This is a genomic window from Micromonospora sp. CNZ322 (assembly GCF_007827755.1).
This window is the reverse complement of sequence record NZ_VITD01000012.1, coordinates 61,921-76,939: the sequence shown is the minus strand read 5'-3', so window position 1 is coordinate 76,939 and position 15,019 is coordinate 61,921. Positions and strand designations below refer to the sequence as shown.

The following is a 15,019-nucleotide window of genomic DNA, read 5'->3' as shown; positions in this document are numbered from 1 at the left end:
CGAGACCATCGCCCAGCGACCGGCCACCCGGGTCGTACTTTGGGACGATCTGAAGTCGCACCACCGTTCGTACGATGGGTCCATGCACCCTCGCCTGCACGCGGTGTTGGCCGAGCCGCGTGTCTCCCCCGCCCTGTCGAGGGTGTGGCGTGACTGGGCGCTGATCGCAGTCCTCGCGCCGGCGATCCTGGTGGAAGGGGTCTTCCGACCCGATCTGCCCTGGCGGGTGGGCTGCGTCGTCGTCGTGCTCGCGCTGCTGCCCACGCTCCTGTGGCGGCGTACGGCGCCGCTGGCGATGGTGGTGATCGCGTTCGGCTGCACGACGGTCGCCCCGTTCGTGCTGCCCGGCGATCCCTGCCAGTTGTTCACGGCCAGCTTCCTGGTCCTCCTGGTGTACGCGCTGTTCCGTTGGGGCTCCGGCCGGGATGCGGTGCTCGGTTCATTCTTCGTGGTGGCCAAGGTGACCGCCGCCGGCCTGGTCGACTCGGTCGACGGCGGTGAGCTGGTCGCCGGTTTCGCGGTGATGTTCGCCGCCGCCACGCTGGGTGTTGCGATCCGTTTCGGCGCTGCCGCCCGGCAGCGCGAGCTCGATCAGGTGAAGCTGTTGGAGCGTGAGCGGCTCGCCCGCGACCTGCACGACACGGTGGCCCACCACGTGTCGGCGATGGCGATCCGCGCCCAGGCCGGCATCGCCGCGTCGACGAGTCAGCCGGATGCCGCCGTCGAGGCGCTGCACACCATCGAGGCCGAGGCGTCCCGTGCGCTGGCCGAGATGCGCGCGATGGTCCGCGTCCTGCGCCGTAACGAGCCCGCCGACCTGGGGCCCAACCCGCAGGTCGCCGACATCGGACGGCTCGCCGGCCAGTTCCGCACCGGGCCGACCGTCGACGTGGATCTGCGAGGCGACCTCGGCGGCCTTCCGCCCACTGTCGGCTCCGCGCTCTACCGCCTGGCTCAGGAGTCGGTCACCAATGCCCGTCGGCACGCGCGCCACGCCACCCGCATCGAGGTCAGCGTGGCGGCCGACGACACGTCGGTGTGCCTGCGGGTCAGCGACGACGGCGAGGCCGGCGGCGCCCGTCCGACAGGTTCGCCCGGTTTCGGGCTGGTCGGAATGAAGGAGCGCGCCGACCTGCTCGGCGGCACCTGCGAGGCCGGCCCCGATCCCGACCGCGGATGGACCGTCACGGCCGTGCTTCCGCGCGAAGGGGTCGGCGCGTGACGGTTCGCGTGCTCGTGGCGGACGACCAGGAGATCGTTCGTACCGGCCTCACCATCATCCTGAACACTCAACCTGGCATCGAGGTCGTCGGTGGTGCCGGCGACGGCCGCCAGGCCGTCGAACTCGCCCGGCGGCTCCGCCCCGACGTGTGTCTGTTCGACATTCGGATGCCGGGCATGGACGGCATCGAGGCCACCCGGGCGCTCGCCGGGCCAACGGTCCCGGAGCCGCTCGCGGTGGTCGTCATCACGACCTTCGACCTCGACGAGTACGTGTACGCGGCGCTGCGGGCCGGCGCCCGCGGCTTCCTGCTGAAAGAGGCCGGCCCTGACCTGCTCAGCCAGGCCGTGCACGCCGCCGCCAACGGGGACGCGCTGATCGCGCCGAGCGTCACCACGCGGCTGCTGAAGGCGTTCGCCGACACGGATCCGGCCGCACCGCGCACGCAGCCCATCGAGGCGCTCACCAGCCGGGAGGAGCAGGTCCTGGTCGCAGTCGCGCGGGGACGCACCAACCAGGAGATCGCCGACGAGCTCTACATCACGTTGAGCACTGTCAAGTCGCACGTCACCAGCCTGATGATGAAGCTGGGGGTGCGTAACCGGGTCGAGGTGGCGATGTGGGCGTACGAGACCAACCGCCGCCGACGGCACTGGTGACCGGCGGAAGTACGACGACGGCGTCCGACCATGGGCCGACCCGATCGCGGCCCTTGTGCCGATGAGCGGGGGCGGGTGCGGCGACCACCATCGGTGGCATGACGATGCGCGAGTGGCGGCTACCGGCCGCGTTGATCCTGCTGGGCCTGATACCGATGCTCGCCGGCGCGGGACGCCTCACCGAGTTGAGCAGCGGACCGGAGATCACCCCGGCCAACGCCCGCTTCGTCGCCGATCCGCTGCCGGTGGTGCTGCACATCGTCGGCGCGGTGGTCTACACGATCCTCGGCGCGTTCCAGTTCGTGCCCCGTCTGCGCCGCCACTCTTGGCACCGCAGGGCCGGCCGGCTGCTCGTCCCCTGTGGGCTGACGGTCGCGTTCACCGGCCTGTGGATGGCCGTCGCGTACGACCTGCCCGCCCATGACAACGACGTGCTCGCCGGCATGCGACTCGTCTTCGGTTCGGCCATGGCCGGCTCGATCCTGCTCGGCCTCGCCGCCGTGCTCCGCCGGGACATCGCCCAGCACCGCAGGTGGATGGTGCGCGGCTACGCGATCGGCCTCGGTGCCGGCACCCAGGCGTTCACCCACGCGCCGTACCTCATTGCGACCGGCGACCAGCCCGACGGGAACCTCCGGGCCGGCCTGGTGGTCGCCGGATGGTTGATCAACCTTGCCGTGGCCGAGTGGTACCTGCGGCGTCCAGCTCCGGCCGTCGCCGCGGCGGCAGTGCGCCGAGCGGAGCCCGAGCGGCAGAAGGGCTGAGGGTCGTCACCCCTCTCGCACCTGACGGTGTGGCTGCCGTGCCGGCGGTACGGCAGCCACACCGAAGCGTCACCTGTTCCGCTTCTCCTGGCACGGCACGCAGAAGCGAGCGTGCGGGAGAATTTCGAGCCGCTCGGCCGGGATGCTCCGGCCGCACCTCTGGCAGGCACCGTAGGTGCCGTCGCTGATCCGGTTCAGCGCACCGGTGATCTGCTCGATGTTCTGGCGGGTGGCCAGCAGCAGCGCAGCCTGGTTGTGGGCCTCGCCGGGGTCGCCGGTGTCCGCGTTGAGCTCGGTCAGTTCCCGCAGCCGAGCCGTCTGGGTGGCGAAGTCGTCCGCCAGGGACGCTCGCAGGTCAGCCAGCCAACTCTGGTCGGGAGTAGGACGATGATCGACGCTCATGATCTGCCTTTCAAGGGAGATGGGCGGGAAAAACAAAAAGGGCCGAAGCTTGATAGCTTCGCCCTGGCGGTCGTTCTGGGTATGCAACGACTCCGCAGGTGGGCCTCGGCCGGTTCGCATCGGGCTCGACACTGTGTGCGTGGGCACGGTGTGCGGTGCGCGGACAACCGGCACCCGCATGTCGGCCTTGGGGCGGGTCGCCGTCGGCACGCGGACAGCACCGCACACCGCCACCTCGGTGGCGGCGGGCGAGCGGAAGGTCACCGGCGGCATGCCCCCCACCATAGAGTGGCGTTGCCCTAATGCCAACGTTCGCGGCGGGGCCTCGTTCCGGCCACGAACTGCCACTTTTGGCCGCGATTAGGACCGTTGCTCCGATCGGTCGACGCCGTCCGGTTCTCCGCCGGCACGGTGTCGCCGGTTGGTCAGCTCGGGGTGAGGAGGCAGAACTCGTTGCCCTCCGGGTCGGCGAGCACCCTCCACGGGACGTCCTGGCCCAGGTCGATGGGGGTCGCGCCGAGACTCCGCAGCCGGGCCGCCTCGGCCTCCGGGTCGTCACCGGGGTACGGGCGGACGTCGAGGTGGACGCGGTTCCATCCGCTCTTCACGTCCGGGGTACGGACGAACTCCAGATAGGGGCCGACGCCCTTCGCGGAGCGCAGTCGCGCAATCTGGTCGGTCACCTCGTGCAGGGTCCAGTCCGTGGCCTCGCTCCAGAACCGGGCCATGGCTCGCGGATCGGCGCAGTCGACCACCACGGCGGCGATCGGTCCGGTGTCCCGGTAGAGCGGTCGGGGGTCCAGCACGCAGAACTCGTTGCCCTCCGGGTCGGCCATGACCGTCCACGGCACGTCGCCCTGGCCCACGTCGGCGGTCGTTGCGCCGAGATCCGTCAGGCGAGCGACCACCTGCGCCTGGTGGGCCGCCGAGGTGGTGGCGAGGTCCACGTGCACCCGGTTCTTCGCCGTCTTGGGCTCCGAGGAGACGATGAGGTCGATGCAGACAGCGACGGGGTCGGGGTAGACGAAGCCCTCGGGTTCGAGGTTGGTCACGCCGGGTCCCTCACTGGAGATTTCCCAACCGAGCGCCTGCGCCCAGAAACCGCCCAGCGCGGAGTCGTCCCGAGCCTTCATGTTGATCTGAACAAGACGTGTCGCCATGCCGGCGATGCTAGGGCCTGCGTCGACGTCTCGCTGACCGCCATCGCCGCCTACCGCACTACCGTCCGCGCTCGTCCGGATGCTGCTCCTTCGTCAGGTGCAACAGCCATCCCTCGCCGGTACGGATGAGCGCGTATCGCCGGCGCCCGGTGCGACCGTGCAACGTGAACAGCATCCGGCGGTCGCTGCGATCATGCTCCTCCCAGGTGCCGATGTCGGCGATCGACTTGTCGACGTCCTCGTAGGTGAGGTGAGCGAGGTCGTGGTCGGGGACGGCGATCGCGAGCCGGTTGTCGCTGGGACTGTCCGGCAGACCGCGAGGCACCGCCCACGAGCGCAGCACACCATCTTCTTCGAGCCGCAGGTCGAAGTGCGGTCGTGGTTTGCGGTGGTGGTGCAGGACGAAGGCGGGTGCCACTCCCCCATTGTCGGCGCGGGTCGGCCCTCCCGCCTGTCGACGCGATTACCTCACGCGGCCGCCGGCATTAATTGCGTGGCGCGCATATTTGCGTGTCACGCAATTAGTGCTAGCGTGGTGGCATGACGGGACTGCGGGAGCGCAAGAAGGCCGAGACGCGGGCGGCGCTCGGTTGGGCTGCGATCCACCTCACCGCGGAGCGTGGCTACGACAACGTCCGCGTCGAGGACATCGCCGAGGCTGCCGGCGTCTCCCCGCGTACCTTCAACAACTACTTCTCCAGCAAGGCCGAGGCGATCGCCTCCCGCCACCTCGACCGCAGCCTGCGCACCGCAGCCGCGCTGCGCGAGCGTCCCGCCGACGAGCCGCTCTGGGTGGCGCTCACCCAGGCCGCGCTGGATCAGTTCACGCGCGGCCCCGAGGTCGAGGCGATGCCCTCCCCCGACCACGCCCGGTGGGTTGCCGGCGTACGCACCATGCTCGCCGAGCCCGCGCTACAGGGCGAGCGGCTGCGCGCCACCGCCCTCGCCGAGGCCGAGCTTGCCGCCGCGGTCGCCGAGCGCACCGGCACCGACCTCGCCACCGACATGTACCCGAGGCTCGTCGCGGCCGCCGCCAGCGCCGCCGTCGTCGTCGCCATGCAGCACTATCTCGACAGCGCCGACCCACCCGCCCCGATCGAACGCCTCATCACCGACGCCTTCACCCAGGTCGCCGCCGGCCTCCCGGCCCCACCCCGCTGAAGCTCCGCCCTCACGCCGGACACCACCTCACCCACGTCTCCAGCCGCATCACACTCCCGCGGCGGGCCGGCCACGTGCCGCGCCTGCCGTGGCGATGACGCGCACCCCGAAGGGATCACGATCATGATCGATGTCGTCATCGTCGGAGCCGGCCCCAACGGCCTCATGCTCGCCTGCGAACTGGCCCTCGCCGGCGTGCACCCCGTCGTCCTCGAACGCCACGCCGCGCCCACCGGCGAGCCTCGCGCCAACGGCCTCGTGGGACAGGTCGTCCGCCTGCTCGACCGGCGCGGCCTCTACGCGCGGCTCAGCGGTGAGAGCACCCCGCCGGCCCCTCAACCCGCCTTCACCTTCGGCGCGTTCTCGCTGGATCTCACGATGCTCGCGGAGAACCCGCACTACGTGCTCGGAGTGCCGCAAGCCCAGCTCGAGGCCGGTCTCGCCGTCCGAGCCGCCGAGCTCGGAGTCGACCTGCGCCGCGGCCACGAGGTCGTCGACCTCCGCCAACGCCCCGACGCGGTCGAGGTCCACCTCGCCGACGGTACGCAGCTCACCAGTCGTTTCGTCGTTGGTGCCGACGGCGGCCGCAGCGTGGTGCGCCGCCTCGCCGGTATCGACTTCCCCGGTGTCACCAACGACCGGTCGATCTCCCGCACCGCCACGGTGACCGTGCCTGCGTCGTCCCTCGACCCTGAGACGGGCGGCCTGCGCGTCCCCGGCTACGGTGTCGTCCCGCCTTTCCAGCACACCCGCACGGCGCGTGGCCTGATCGCCTGGGCCCCGTTCCCCGGCCGCCCGGCGATCCTGAGCACGACGGAGTGGCCCGACACGCCACCGAACGACGAGACCCCGATGAACCTGGCCGAGCTCCGCGCCAGCGTCGCCCGGGTGCTCGGTGCCGACATCCCCCTCGGCGCGCCTGACGGCCCCGGCCTGCTGCGGCGGCTGACCGGCCGCAACACCCGCATCGCCGCCCGCTACCGCGCCGGCCGGGTGCTGCTGGTTGGCGACGCCGCGCACGTGCACCCCGCGATGGGCGGCCCCGGCCTCAACCTGGGCCTGCAGGACGCGGTCAACCTGGGTTGGAAGCTCGCCGCAACGGTACGCGGCTGGGCACCGCAGGGTCTGCTCGACACGTACGACAGCGAACGTCGCCCCGTCGCCGAACGGGTCGTCATGTCCACCCAGGCGCAGTCGGCGCTCATCGGCCCTGGCGACGAGGTCAGCGGATTGCGAGAACTCTTCGCCGAACTGCTGCGCAAGCCGGAGGTGACCGGGCACATCGCGGCGCTGATGTCCGGTGCGGACATCCGCTACCCCGCCGATCCGGCCGACCCTCTGGCCGGCCGCTGCGCGCCCGACTTGGTCGTGCAGACCGACCACGGCGCGACACGCCTCGCCGAGCTGACCCGCACCGCCCGGCCACTGCTGCTGGACTCCACGGGTGCCCACGCCGGGATCGCCGCACCATGGCGAGACCGGGTCGACGTGGTCACCGGCTCACTGGAGGGCACGACGGCGACCGCCCTGCTCGTACGCCCCGACTGCTTCATCGCCTGGTCCGCCGGGAACGCCGCCACGCTGCGTGCCGCGCTCACCCATCACTTCGGCCGTCCGCGATGACCACGAACCCATTCCGGGCTGGCCCTCTTCAGCGTGTCTTTGCGTACGCCTTCCAGGCCTCGACCGGAGTGAGCGGGACCGGCGCGGGTCGCTGCGCCACAGTCGTCAGCTCGATCCGCTGGCCTTCCGCCGCCGACCGGAGCAGGCTGGTCATCGTTTCGAGCACGTGCAGCGCGACGTCGCCGCCGGCGCGCGGCGGACGCTGATCGTCGGCCCTGACAAGGTCGATCAGACCGATGCCCCGGGAACCCTTGGCGTAACCGGCCTGCGGTTCGAGGGCGCGCCATTCGGTGCCACCGAGTGCGAAGAGACGGACCTCGCCGTCGAAGTAGTTCGGATCGGGTACGGCGAGCGAGCCAGCCTCCCCGTGCACCTCGATCGGTGCGGCAGTCGTCCGGACGCCGTCGAAGCTCGTCGTGATGGTGGAGAGCGCACCGTTGGCGTGCTCGAGGACGCCGGTGAGGTGGGTGTCCACCCCCACCGGGATTCGCTCGCCGGTGCGCGGGCCCGAGCCGATGACGCGCTCGGTGCGCAGGCGGCTGGCGGCTCCGGTCACCGCCCGGACCGGCCCGAGCAGGTGGATGAGCGCCGAGATGTAGTACGGCCCCATGTCCAGCATCGGGCCGCCGCCGGGTGCGTAGTAGAAGTCGGGGTTGGGATGCCAGCGTTCGTGCCCGGGAGTGACCATGACGGCCGACGCGGACGTGGGGCGTCCGATGAGCCCGCCGTCGATCGCCGCCCGCGCCGTCTGCGTACCCGTACCCAGGACGGTGTCCGGCGCGCACCCGACGCGGACGCCGGCCGACGCGGCCCGCTCGATGATCGCGCGGCCGTCCGGGAACGTCACGGCGAGCGGTTTCTCGACGTACACGTCCTTGCCGGCGTCGATCGCTCCCAGCGAGATGTCCGCGTGCGCCGCGGGGATGGTGAGGTTGAGCACCGTCTCCACGTCCGGGCGGGCGAGCAGGCGCTCGACGCTCATCGCCTCGGCTCCGGGAATCGTGGCCGCGACCGCGGCCGACCGGGAGGCGTCGAGGTCGGCCACCGCGGCGATGCTCACCTCGGGGTGCTCCGCGAGTGTGTCCAGGTACGCGCGGGAGATGAACCCGAGACCTACGACGCCGACGCGGTGCGGGTCGCCCACACCATTCCCCTCTCGATGACGGTACGGACACCCGGGTGCTCCAGCACGTCCAGGCTGTGGCCGGGGGTCGTCACGACGACGCGTCCGGCACCCCACAGTCGGGTCCAGATCGCCGGCGAGGTGACCGGCCGGTGCCACGGGTGCCACGCCTGCGTCGGATGGGTGGTGACGGCCAGTACGTCGATCAGGTCGTCGTGCAGCACCCAGTACTGCTCGGTGACCAGGTCGAAGTCCTCGATGCCCGCGGTGATCGGGTGCTCCCGGCCGAGGTCGGTGATGCGCACCGTGTGCGGCAGGAAGTTGTCCTCCGGGCCGCCGTGACGCTCACACGGCTCCCGGCCCGGATGGGTCGCGAACTGGCCGCCCACCAGGTGCAGGTATTCGGATGACGCGCGGAATGCGTCCACGATGCCGCCGTGCCAGCCGGTGAAGCCCGTGCCGGCGACGACCGCCGCGCTGAGGCCGGCCACCTGGTCCGCGGTGATCTGCGACATCGTCATGCACTGCACGACGAGGTCGGTCTCGGCCATCTCGGCGGCGTCGGCGTAGATCTCCGTCGACTCCTCGACCCGTACGGCATAGCCGCTACGTTCGAGGAAGGGGAGGAACAACTCGGTCGCCTTGACCGGCTGGTGCCCCTCCCAACCGCCCCGAACCACCAGTGCTCTGCGCTGCGCCACCATCGCTCCCTCCCACGGTCCGTCGCCACCGGGCTGGCCGCTCCCGCCCCGACGACGTGCCGCCGATGCCGGTACGTGTCGAGCACCGAAACCGTACCCGTGGTCGCCCCGACAAAGCCGACGTACGCCGGCTTCCGGATTCCACTGTGCACGGTCGGCTCACGCCGCAGCAAGAACGCAGGTGCTGAAACGGCGCAGAGGTTCCGGGCCGGCCGGGTCGAATCGCGAGCGTCGCAGCGGGATCTGCTGATCAACCGCTACGGCGGTTACCATACTGGCGAGGGCTCTGGACCGAGCCCCGGCCGCCGAGATGCTGACCCTTTCCATGCGGTTGAGGCGAGGCGACCTTGCCCTTCGCGCGTCGGGCAGCCCGATTCGCGGGAACGGCAGGCTGCTCGGTCTCGGTCTCGGTCTCGGCCGGCGTCGAGGTGTCGGCAGCCACCGCGGGGTCGTCTTGGGCGGGTTCAGGCTCCGGCATCGGGTTCTCCTTGGATTTGGTGGGGCCCTGCGGGCCGTCACGGCCGGCGGACGCGGACTGATCGACGCCGAGGTGCGCGCCTTGACGGTAGCGCAACGCCAGGCCCAGCTGATTGCTCCCCCGCTCGAGCGGGACCAGTCCTGCCGCCAGCCGGCCATCACCTCGGCACGCACCGTTAGCACACCATGACAGATCGCGAGCCAGCCCGGCAGAAGTGGGCGACGCACTCCCCGTCAGATCGATACGGCCCCCCTGCGGCGCACCGTCGAATCGCTGGCTGAGCTGCGCAGACGTCCAACGGTCTCGCCGGCTCGCCGATCGCGACGCCGCCGATCGTCTTGCAGACCTCCAGAGGTAACGGGCTCAGTCGAGTACCGACTCGCCGCCCGGGTAGGCGAATGACGCGCGTGGTGAGTAAAAACCCCAGACGATCTCCAGCGGGTCGGCCGGACGCAGCGCGTACACCGGATGGTCGGGTTCGAGGAACTCCAGCGACTCGACAGCGAACGGGTCGACCGGCTCCGCCACGAACGGGTAGTTGCCGCTGAGCAGTCTGCCGTTCAGCCGGGTGAGATAGCGCAACTGGCCCCGGTTGACGGCGTCACCGGTGCGCCCGACGCGGGCCGTCGTCCTGATCACGGGCACGCCGTCCGCCTCGGTGGTCGCGATCAGCCGGTGCCCCCGTACCTCGATGGTGGTCCTTCCCGGGGTAGCCGGCACGCCCCGGGCGGCGGCGTACGCCCGGACGACCGGACTGGAGTTGACGTAGTGCGTCCACCAGCGGCCGGGCGTGACACCGTCGGGGGCGTCGAGCCCGGAGAGGTCCGGTCCGATGTACGTCAGCGAGTAGGCGCTGAAGCCAGAGGTCTGCCCGGCGTCGTCGACGGCGTACTGGTTCATGAAGACCTGGTGGTTCGCTGCCGGCCTGAGCCCGTCGGGCACCAGGGCGGCCACCGCGTCGGGGTCGGCCGGCAGCCAACCGAAGTAGATCATTCTGCTGTTCACGACGAGCTGCGGAGCGACGAGTTCGGTCACGAGGGTCCTTCCGCTGGGCATCGGTCCGTAGTCGCGACGCTACGGAGCGGCCCACCGCCCGGACAACGACGGATTGCCGACACGCAACCCGTCGTTGTCCGGCTCGGGAAGGCCACCGTGGATCGGTCGTTACGCCGGAACGACCGTCAGACGGTGGTGCGGGACCACTGCTGGTTGGTGCCGGAGTTGCACGAATACTGCTTGAGGACCACTCCGTCCGCGGTCGCCGCGGCCGGCACGTCCACGCACTTGTTGCTGTGTCGTGCCCGGAGCTGGAAGTAACCGCCGTTGGCGACCATCTGGAACTGCTGGTTGGTGCCGGCGCCGCAGGTGTACTGGACGAGCTCGGCACCGTCGGCGGTCGATGCGCTCACCACGTCGAGGCACTTTCCGCTGTGCCGGCTGACGATGCGCCAGTATCCGCTGCCGGCGTCCTGGAACTGCCACTGCTGCCACGCACCACCGCCGTACGTGTACTGGCCGACGCGGGCGCCGTTGTCGGTGTTCGGCTGCTGGACGTCCATGGCCTTGCCGCTGTGCCGCACGTTGATCCGGTAGTACGTTCCCGTCGACGGCGGGGGCGTCGTCGGGTCGCCGCCGATGGCGTCGCCCCACGCGTACCGGATCCGGTCCGCGCCGGAGGTGTTACGGACCGTCAGGTTGAGGTCGGTGCCGCTGCCGCTGAGGGCGAACATCGAGTACCAGTCGTAGCCGATGGTGCCGGTCTTGCCACCGAGGGCGGGCCAGTAGGTGCCACCCATCTGGTTGTCCCGCATGACCTGGGCCATGGCCCGGATGTAGCGCACGAAGTTGTCGGTGCTGCCCGCGTCGGCGTAGTTGCGACCGTCGTTCATCGGTGCGCCGAACTCGGTCGCGACCGCGCGGGAGGCGCAGTTGCCAAGGCGCGCCTGGATGTGGCTGCGGAAGGCGTCGTAGGTCATCGCGCCGTAGAAGAAGGCGTAGTAGTGGAAGGACAGCAGCGTCGAGTTGAAGCGGCTGTCGTTGCAGATGTCGCGCAGGTCCTGGCTGAAGCCGGTGCCGCCGATCAGCACCCGGCCGGGCGCCGCCGAGTAGTGGTAGCTGAGCCAGTTGGCCGCGACGTTGCGCCACTCCGCCGAGCTGTAGCCGTGCGGCTCGTTCATCGGCTCGAAGTAGACGTTGGTGTTCGTGCCGTACGTGTTGGTCACGGTGGACCACATCGCGTTCCACGCGGCGAGGTTCGTGATCCTGCCGCCGGAGGCGGCGCCGTCCTCCCAGTAGGCGAGGATGACCTTGAAGCCGCGGGCGGTGGCCGCGTCGATGGCGCCTCGGTACGCCTCCCACCAGGCCGTCCCCACCGTGTGGGTGTTGATGGGCAGTCGGATGGTGTTGACCCCCATGGTGGACGCCATGTCGTCGTAGAGGGCATTGGCCTTGGCCCGCACGGTGGCGTTGCTGTCGGACATGCTCAGGCCCTGCACGACGAGCGGGCTGGTCTTGAAGTTGTCACCCAACATGGCCCAGTTCATGCCGCGGAACTGGTTGGTGGCGGCGGTGGCCGGCGACGACGCGACGGCGACGACGCCAACCATCGCCGTCAACGCGGCCACCAGGGCGCAGAGCACCCGTCGATGTAGTGCCACAGTCGGAACTCCTTGAAGAGGGACCAGGTTCAGCTGATCACGCGGAAGGTGGCGTCGGCACGGCTCTGCGCGTCGGACACCGGGTCGAGTCGGAGCAGGTAGCTGTAGTGCCGGACGTAGCGGTCCGGGTGGCTGTAGGACTGGAACGACGTCCACGACGAGTTGGCGAGACCGGCGACCTGCCGGAAGGTGGCGTCGGCGGCGAAGGTGGCGGTGCCGTCGTTGCCTTCCAGGCGGAAGTCGTATCCGTAGTGGCGCAGGTAGTGGCCCGGGTAGTTGACCGACTGGATGGAGACGGTGCCGGAGCCGACCAGGCCGGGCACCAGCCGCCACTGGCCGTCCTGGGCAGGGCTGACGTTCGGGTCGATGCGGACGTCGTAGTCGTAGTGCCGCACGTACCGGTCCTGGAAGTTGTACGACTGGATCCGGTTGACCGCGGTGGCGGGCCAGCGGGCGAGCACCCGGTTCTGTTCGGCAGCGGTCAGGTTGAGGATCGAACCGTGCCGTTTCTTGGTGCCACCCATCGTGTACGAGCCGGAGGCCGGCAGTCGGTAGCCGCCCGGGCTCGACGGATCGGTGGTCAGCACCGGCAGGTAGCCACGCCCGCTGGAGTACTGGTCGAGGTAGAGGACCCACTCGTTGCGGGTGTTCATCTTCATCCACATCGGGCCTTCGACCTGCGCGCCGGTCAGCCCGATGCCGGAGAGGTTTCCGAGGCTGGTCCAGGTGCCGAGGATGGAGTTGCTGCCTTCGATGGCGATCTGGCCGTCCCGAGAGGCCCGGACGTAGCGGAAGGCGCCGACTCCGGCCGGCACCTCGACGATCTGGGTGTCGATGATCTCCTGGGTTCCCGGCCGGTTGACGTAGGGCTGCGGTGTGGTGACGCTGCGGAAGTTCGCCGTGCGCGCGTAGTAGATGCGGTGTTTGGTCGCGCCGTTGAGCGGGACGTTCGTCGCCCAGTAGAGGACGTAGTCGCCGGTGGCCGGGTTCCAGATCGCCTCGGGCGCCCAGGCGTTACGTCCGTCTGGAATTGCGCCGGCGACGTTCAGCAGCCACGGCGCCGACCAGTTGACCAGGTCGGTGGACTCCCACACGACGAGGTTGCGGCTGCCGTTGTTGATCGCGGTCGACCAGTCCTGACCGCAGCCGATGCACAGGTCGGTGGCGATGATCCAGTACCGGTCGCCGGCCGGTGAGCGCACCAGGGCGGGGTCGCGGACGCCGCGGGTGCCGACTGTGGACCGCAGCACGAGCCCACCGTTGTTGAGGTCGGTCCAGCGTAGGCCGTCGGCGCTGTGGGCGAAGTAGATCTGCTGGTCGGTCGACGACTCGCCGGTGAAGTGCGCCATCAGGTAGCCAACGGTCGGGTCGAGCGCGGCCGCCTCCTTCGGTGTCGCCGCCGACCAGGTGGTGAACAACAGGCTCGCGGCCACCGCAACCGCGCAGAGCCGGGCGAGGACTCTCGACATCTGTCTCTCCTTCGCGCAGGGGCTAGCAGTCAGCTAGAGCGTCGGTACGACGGGCCGGATGGTGCCGTCGGTGCTGAACTCCATCCGGTCGATGGCGGTCTCGCGGTTGGTGCCGTTGCCGGTCGGCACGGCGAAGCGGTGGTAGGCGATGTACCAGGTGTCGCTGCCGGGTGCGCGGACCACGGAGTGGTGTCCGGTGCCCTTGATGCCGGCGTCGAGGCGCTTCTGGAGGATCACGCCGCGTCTGGTCCACGGTCCGAGGGGTGCGGAGCCGGTGGCGTAGGCGACTCGGTAGTCCTCGCTGCGCGTGTCGTTCTCCGACCACATGAAGTAGTAGAGGCCGTTGCGTTTGAACACGAACGGTGCCTCGTTGTAGCCCGACGGGGTGATGACCCGCGCCTGTGCGGTGTCGAAGGAGACCATGTCGGCGTTCAACCGCACCGCCCGCGCGACGCCTTGGCCCCAGTACAGGTAGGACTGGCCGTCGTCGTCGGTGAAGACCATGGGGTCGATCGTCTGTCCGCCGGAGAACTGGTCGCTGCGGATGAGTGGTCGGCCCAGGGCGTCACGGAACGGTCCGGTGGGGGTGTCGGCCACCGCCACGCCGAGGTGTTTGGCTGTGTTGCCGCTGGCGGCGCCGCCGCTGAAGTACAGGTAGTAGCGGCCGTTGGCGCTGGCCACCGCCGGCGCCCACGCCGAGTTGTCCGCCCAGGAGACGTCCGGACCGTGGTCGAGGATCACGCCGTGGTCGGTCCAGTTGACCAGGTCGGTCGAGGAGAACGCCTTGTAGTAGGTGCCGGCCCAGCTCGCGTAGCCGTCGGTGGTCGGGTACAGGTAGTAGCGGCCGTTGAACACGGCGAGGTGCGGGTCGGCGAACAGACCCGGAATCACGGGCCCTTTGGTGGTCCTGGGGGCCCAGGGTGCGACGAGGCGGAAGGAGCTGTCCGCCCGGAACGCGGCCGTGTCCTGGTAGGCGTCGAGCCAGAGCGCGAAGTCGCGGTGCCGGATGCGCCGGTTCGGATAGTTGTACGAGACGAGCGCCACCGATCCGCTGACCGAGCCGTCCACGGCACAGAAGGTGGCGTCGGCCCGGAACGCCGCGTCACCGGTGTTCGGGTCGACCCGGAGCCGGTAGTCGCGGTGCCGCAGGAACATGCCGGTCCTGGTCTGCAACGAGTAGCAGGTCGGCGATGCCAGACCGTTGACCACTGTGAAGGTGGCATCGAGCTTGGTCTGGTTGCCGCTACTGGAGGTCACCGGGTCGAGTTGACCGAGATGATCGATGTGCCGCACGTACCGCCCGGCCTGGTTGACCGCCTCCAACGACACCGCACCGGTCGGCAACGTCGCGGCAAACGACGGCCCGTCGGCCACCACCACGACAGCCGCAGCGGCCACCGTGGACAGCACGAGGAGGGCACGTGGGCGCTTGGTCGATGCTCCCGACAGAATCACCGTCCCGACCCCTCTCGTAAGATCATCTATGTTAGCGTTAACAAGAGCAGGCGGTATCTGGGCTCAGGCTTGAGCGGCCCTGGCGACGGGGTGGAGTGTTCGCATGCGGTGCCTCTGGCCCGTCACACGACCACAGACACAATGT

The 15,019-nt window shown here is 70.0% G+C and carries 14 protein-coding genes; 5 read left to right on the top strand and 9 right to left on the bottom strand.

Annotated features, from left to right (window positions below; translation table 11 throughout):
- Window positions 1-82: 82 nt before the first annotated feature.
- The 3 genes from FB453_RS25095 (at window position 83) to FB453_RS25085 (ending at window position 2,645) form a co-directional block, all read left to right on the top strand.
- A complete protein-coding gene (locus FB453_RS25095) occupies window positions 83-1,222 on the top strand; it encodes a sensor histidine kinase (RefSeq protein ID WP_145794096.1) in 1,140 nt (379 codons plus the stop codon).
- Window positions 1,219-1,881, top strand: a complete 663-nt coding sequence (locus FB453_RS25090) for a response regulator transcription factor (RefSeq protein ID WP_145794093.1) — start codon at window positions 1,219-1,221, stop codon at window positions 1,879-1,881. Before FB453_RS25095 ends, FB453_RS25090 begins: the two co-directional genes overlap by 4 nt.
- Window positions 1,882-1,979: 98 nt before the next feature.
- A complete protein-coding gene (locus FB453_RS25085; protein WP_145794091.1) occupies window positions 1,980-2,645 on the top strand; it encodes a DUF2306 domain-containing protein in 666 nt (221 codons plus the stop codon).
- Between the two features lie 69 nt (window positions 2,646-2,714).
- Here the strand turns inward: FB453_RS25085 and FB453_RS35060 are convergent, their stop codons facing one another.
- The 3 genes from FB453_RS35060 to FB453_RS25070 all read right to left on the bottom strand — a co-directional run bounded on the left by FB453_RS35060 (window position 2,715) and on the right by FB453_RS25070 (window position 4,625).
- Window positions 2,715-3,320: a TraR/DksA family transcriptional regulator gene (locus FB453_RS35060; RefSeq protein ID WP_486480436.1), complete on the bottom strand. Its 606-nt coding sequence runs from the start codon at window positions 3,318-3,320 to the stop codon at window positions 2,715-2,717.
- A gap of 152 nt (window positions 3,321-3,472) precedes the next feature.
- A complete protein-coding gene (locus FB453_RS25075; protein ID WP_145794089.1) occupies window positions 3,473-4,207 on the bottom strand; it encodes a VOC family protein in 735 nt (244 codons plus the stop codon).
- Window positions 4,208-4,265: 58 nt separating this feature from the next.
- Window positions 4,266-4,625 (bottom strand): DNA polymerase ligase N-terminal domain-containing protein, encoded by a 360-nt coding sequence (locus tag FB453_RS25070; RefSeq protein ID WP_145794086.1) that lies wholly within the window; start codon window positions 4,623-4,625, stop codon window positions 4,266-4,268.
- A 122-nt stretch (window positions 4,626-4,747) separates the two neighbouring features.
- Between FB453_RS25070 and FB453_RS25065 the strand changes: the two genes are divergently transcribed.
- Window positions 4,748-5,368 (top strand): TetR/AcrR family transcriptional regulator, encoded by a 621-nt coding sequence (locus FB453_RS25065; protein ID WP_091399920.1) that lies wholly within the window; start codon window positions 4,748-4,750, stop codon window positions 5,366-5,368.
- Between the two features lie 123 nt (window positions 5,369-5,491).
- Window positions 5,492-6,991 (top strand): FAD-dependent monooxygenase, encoded by a 1,500-nt coding sequence (locus tag FB453_RS25060; protein WP_145794084.1) that lies wholly within the window; start codon window positions 5,492-5,494, stop codon window positions 6,989-6,991.
- A 28-nt stretch (window positions 6,992-7,019) separates the two neighbouring features.
- Here the strand turns inward: FB453_RS25060 and FB453_RS25055 are convergent, their stop codons facing one another.
- From FB453_RS25055 to FB453_RS25030, 6 genes are all read right to left on the bottom strand, one after another.
- Entirely contained in the window at window positions 7,020-8,135 is a 1,116-nt protein-coding gene (locus tag FB453_RS25055) for a Gfo/Idh/MocA family protein (RefSeq protein ID WP_145794081.1), read from the bottom strand.
- A complete protein-coding gene (locus FB453_RS25050; protein ID WP_222431406.1) occupies window positions 8,105-8,818 on the bottom strand; it encodes a ThuA domain-containing protein in 714 nt (237 codons plus the stop codon). The genes FB453_RS25055 and FB453_RS25050 overlap by 31 nt, the downstream gene beginning before the upstream one ends.
- An 838-nt stretch (window positions 8,819-9,656) precedes the next feature.
- Window positions 9,657-10,328, bottom strand: a complete 672-nt coding sequence (locus tag FB453_RS25045) for a hypothetical protein (RefSeq protein ID WP_486480435.1) — start codon at window positions 10,326-10,328, stop codon at window positions 9,657-9,659.
- 146 nt (window positions 10,329-10,474) lie between these two features.
- The gene (locus tag FB453_RS25040; protein ID WP_486480434.1) at window positions 10,475-11,950 is read right to left on the bottom strand and encodes an RICIN domain-containing protein; all 1,476 of its coding nucleotides are present in this window, start codon (window positions 11,948-11,950) and stop codon (window positions 10,475-10,477) included.
- A gap of 29 nt (window positions 11,951-11,979) precedes the next feature.
- Complete coding sequence (locus tag FB453_RS25035) at window positions 11,980-13,419, bottom strand: glycoside hydrolase family 43 protein (protein ID WP_145794074.1); 1,440 nt, start codon at window positions 13,417-13,419, stop codon at window positions 11,980-11,982.
- Window positions 13,420-13,452: 33 nt separating this feature from the next.
- Window positions 13,453-14,829, bottom strand: coding sequence for a family 43 glycosylhydrolase (locus FB453_RS25030; protein ID WP_145794071.1), 1,377 nt, complete (start codon window positions 14,827-14,829; stop codon window positions 13,453-13,455).
- Between the last annotated feature and the right edge of the window lie 190 nt (window positions 14,830-15,019).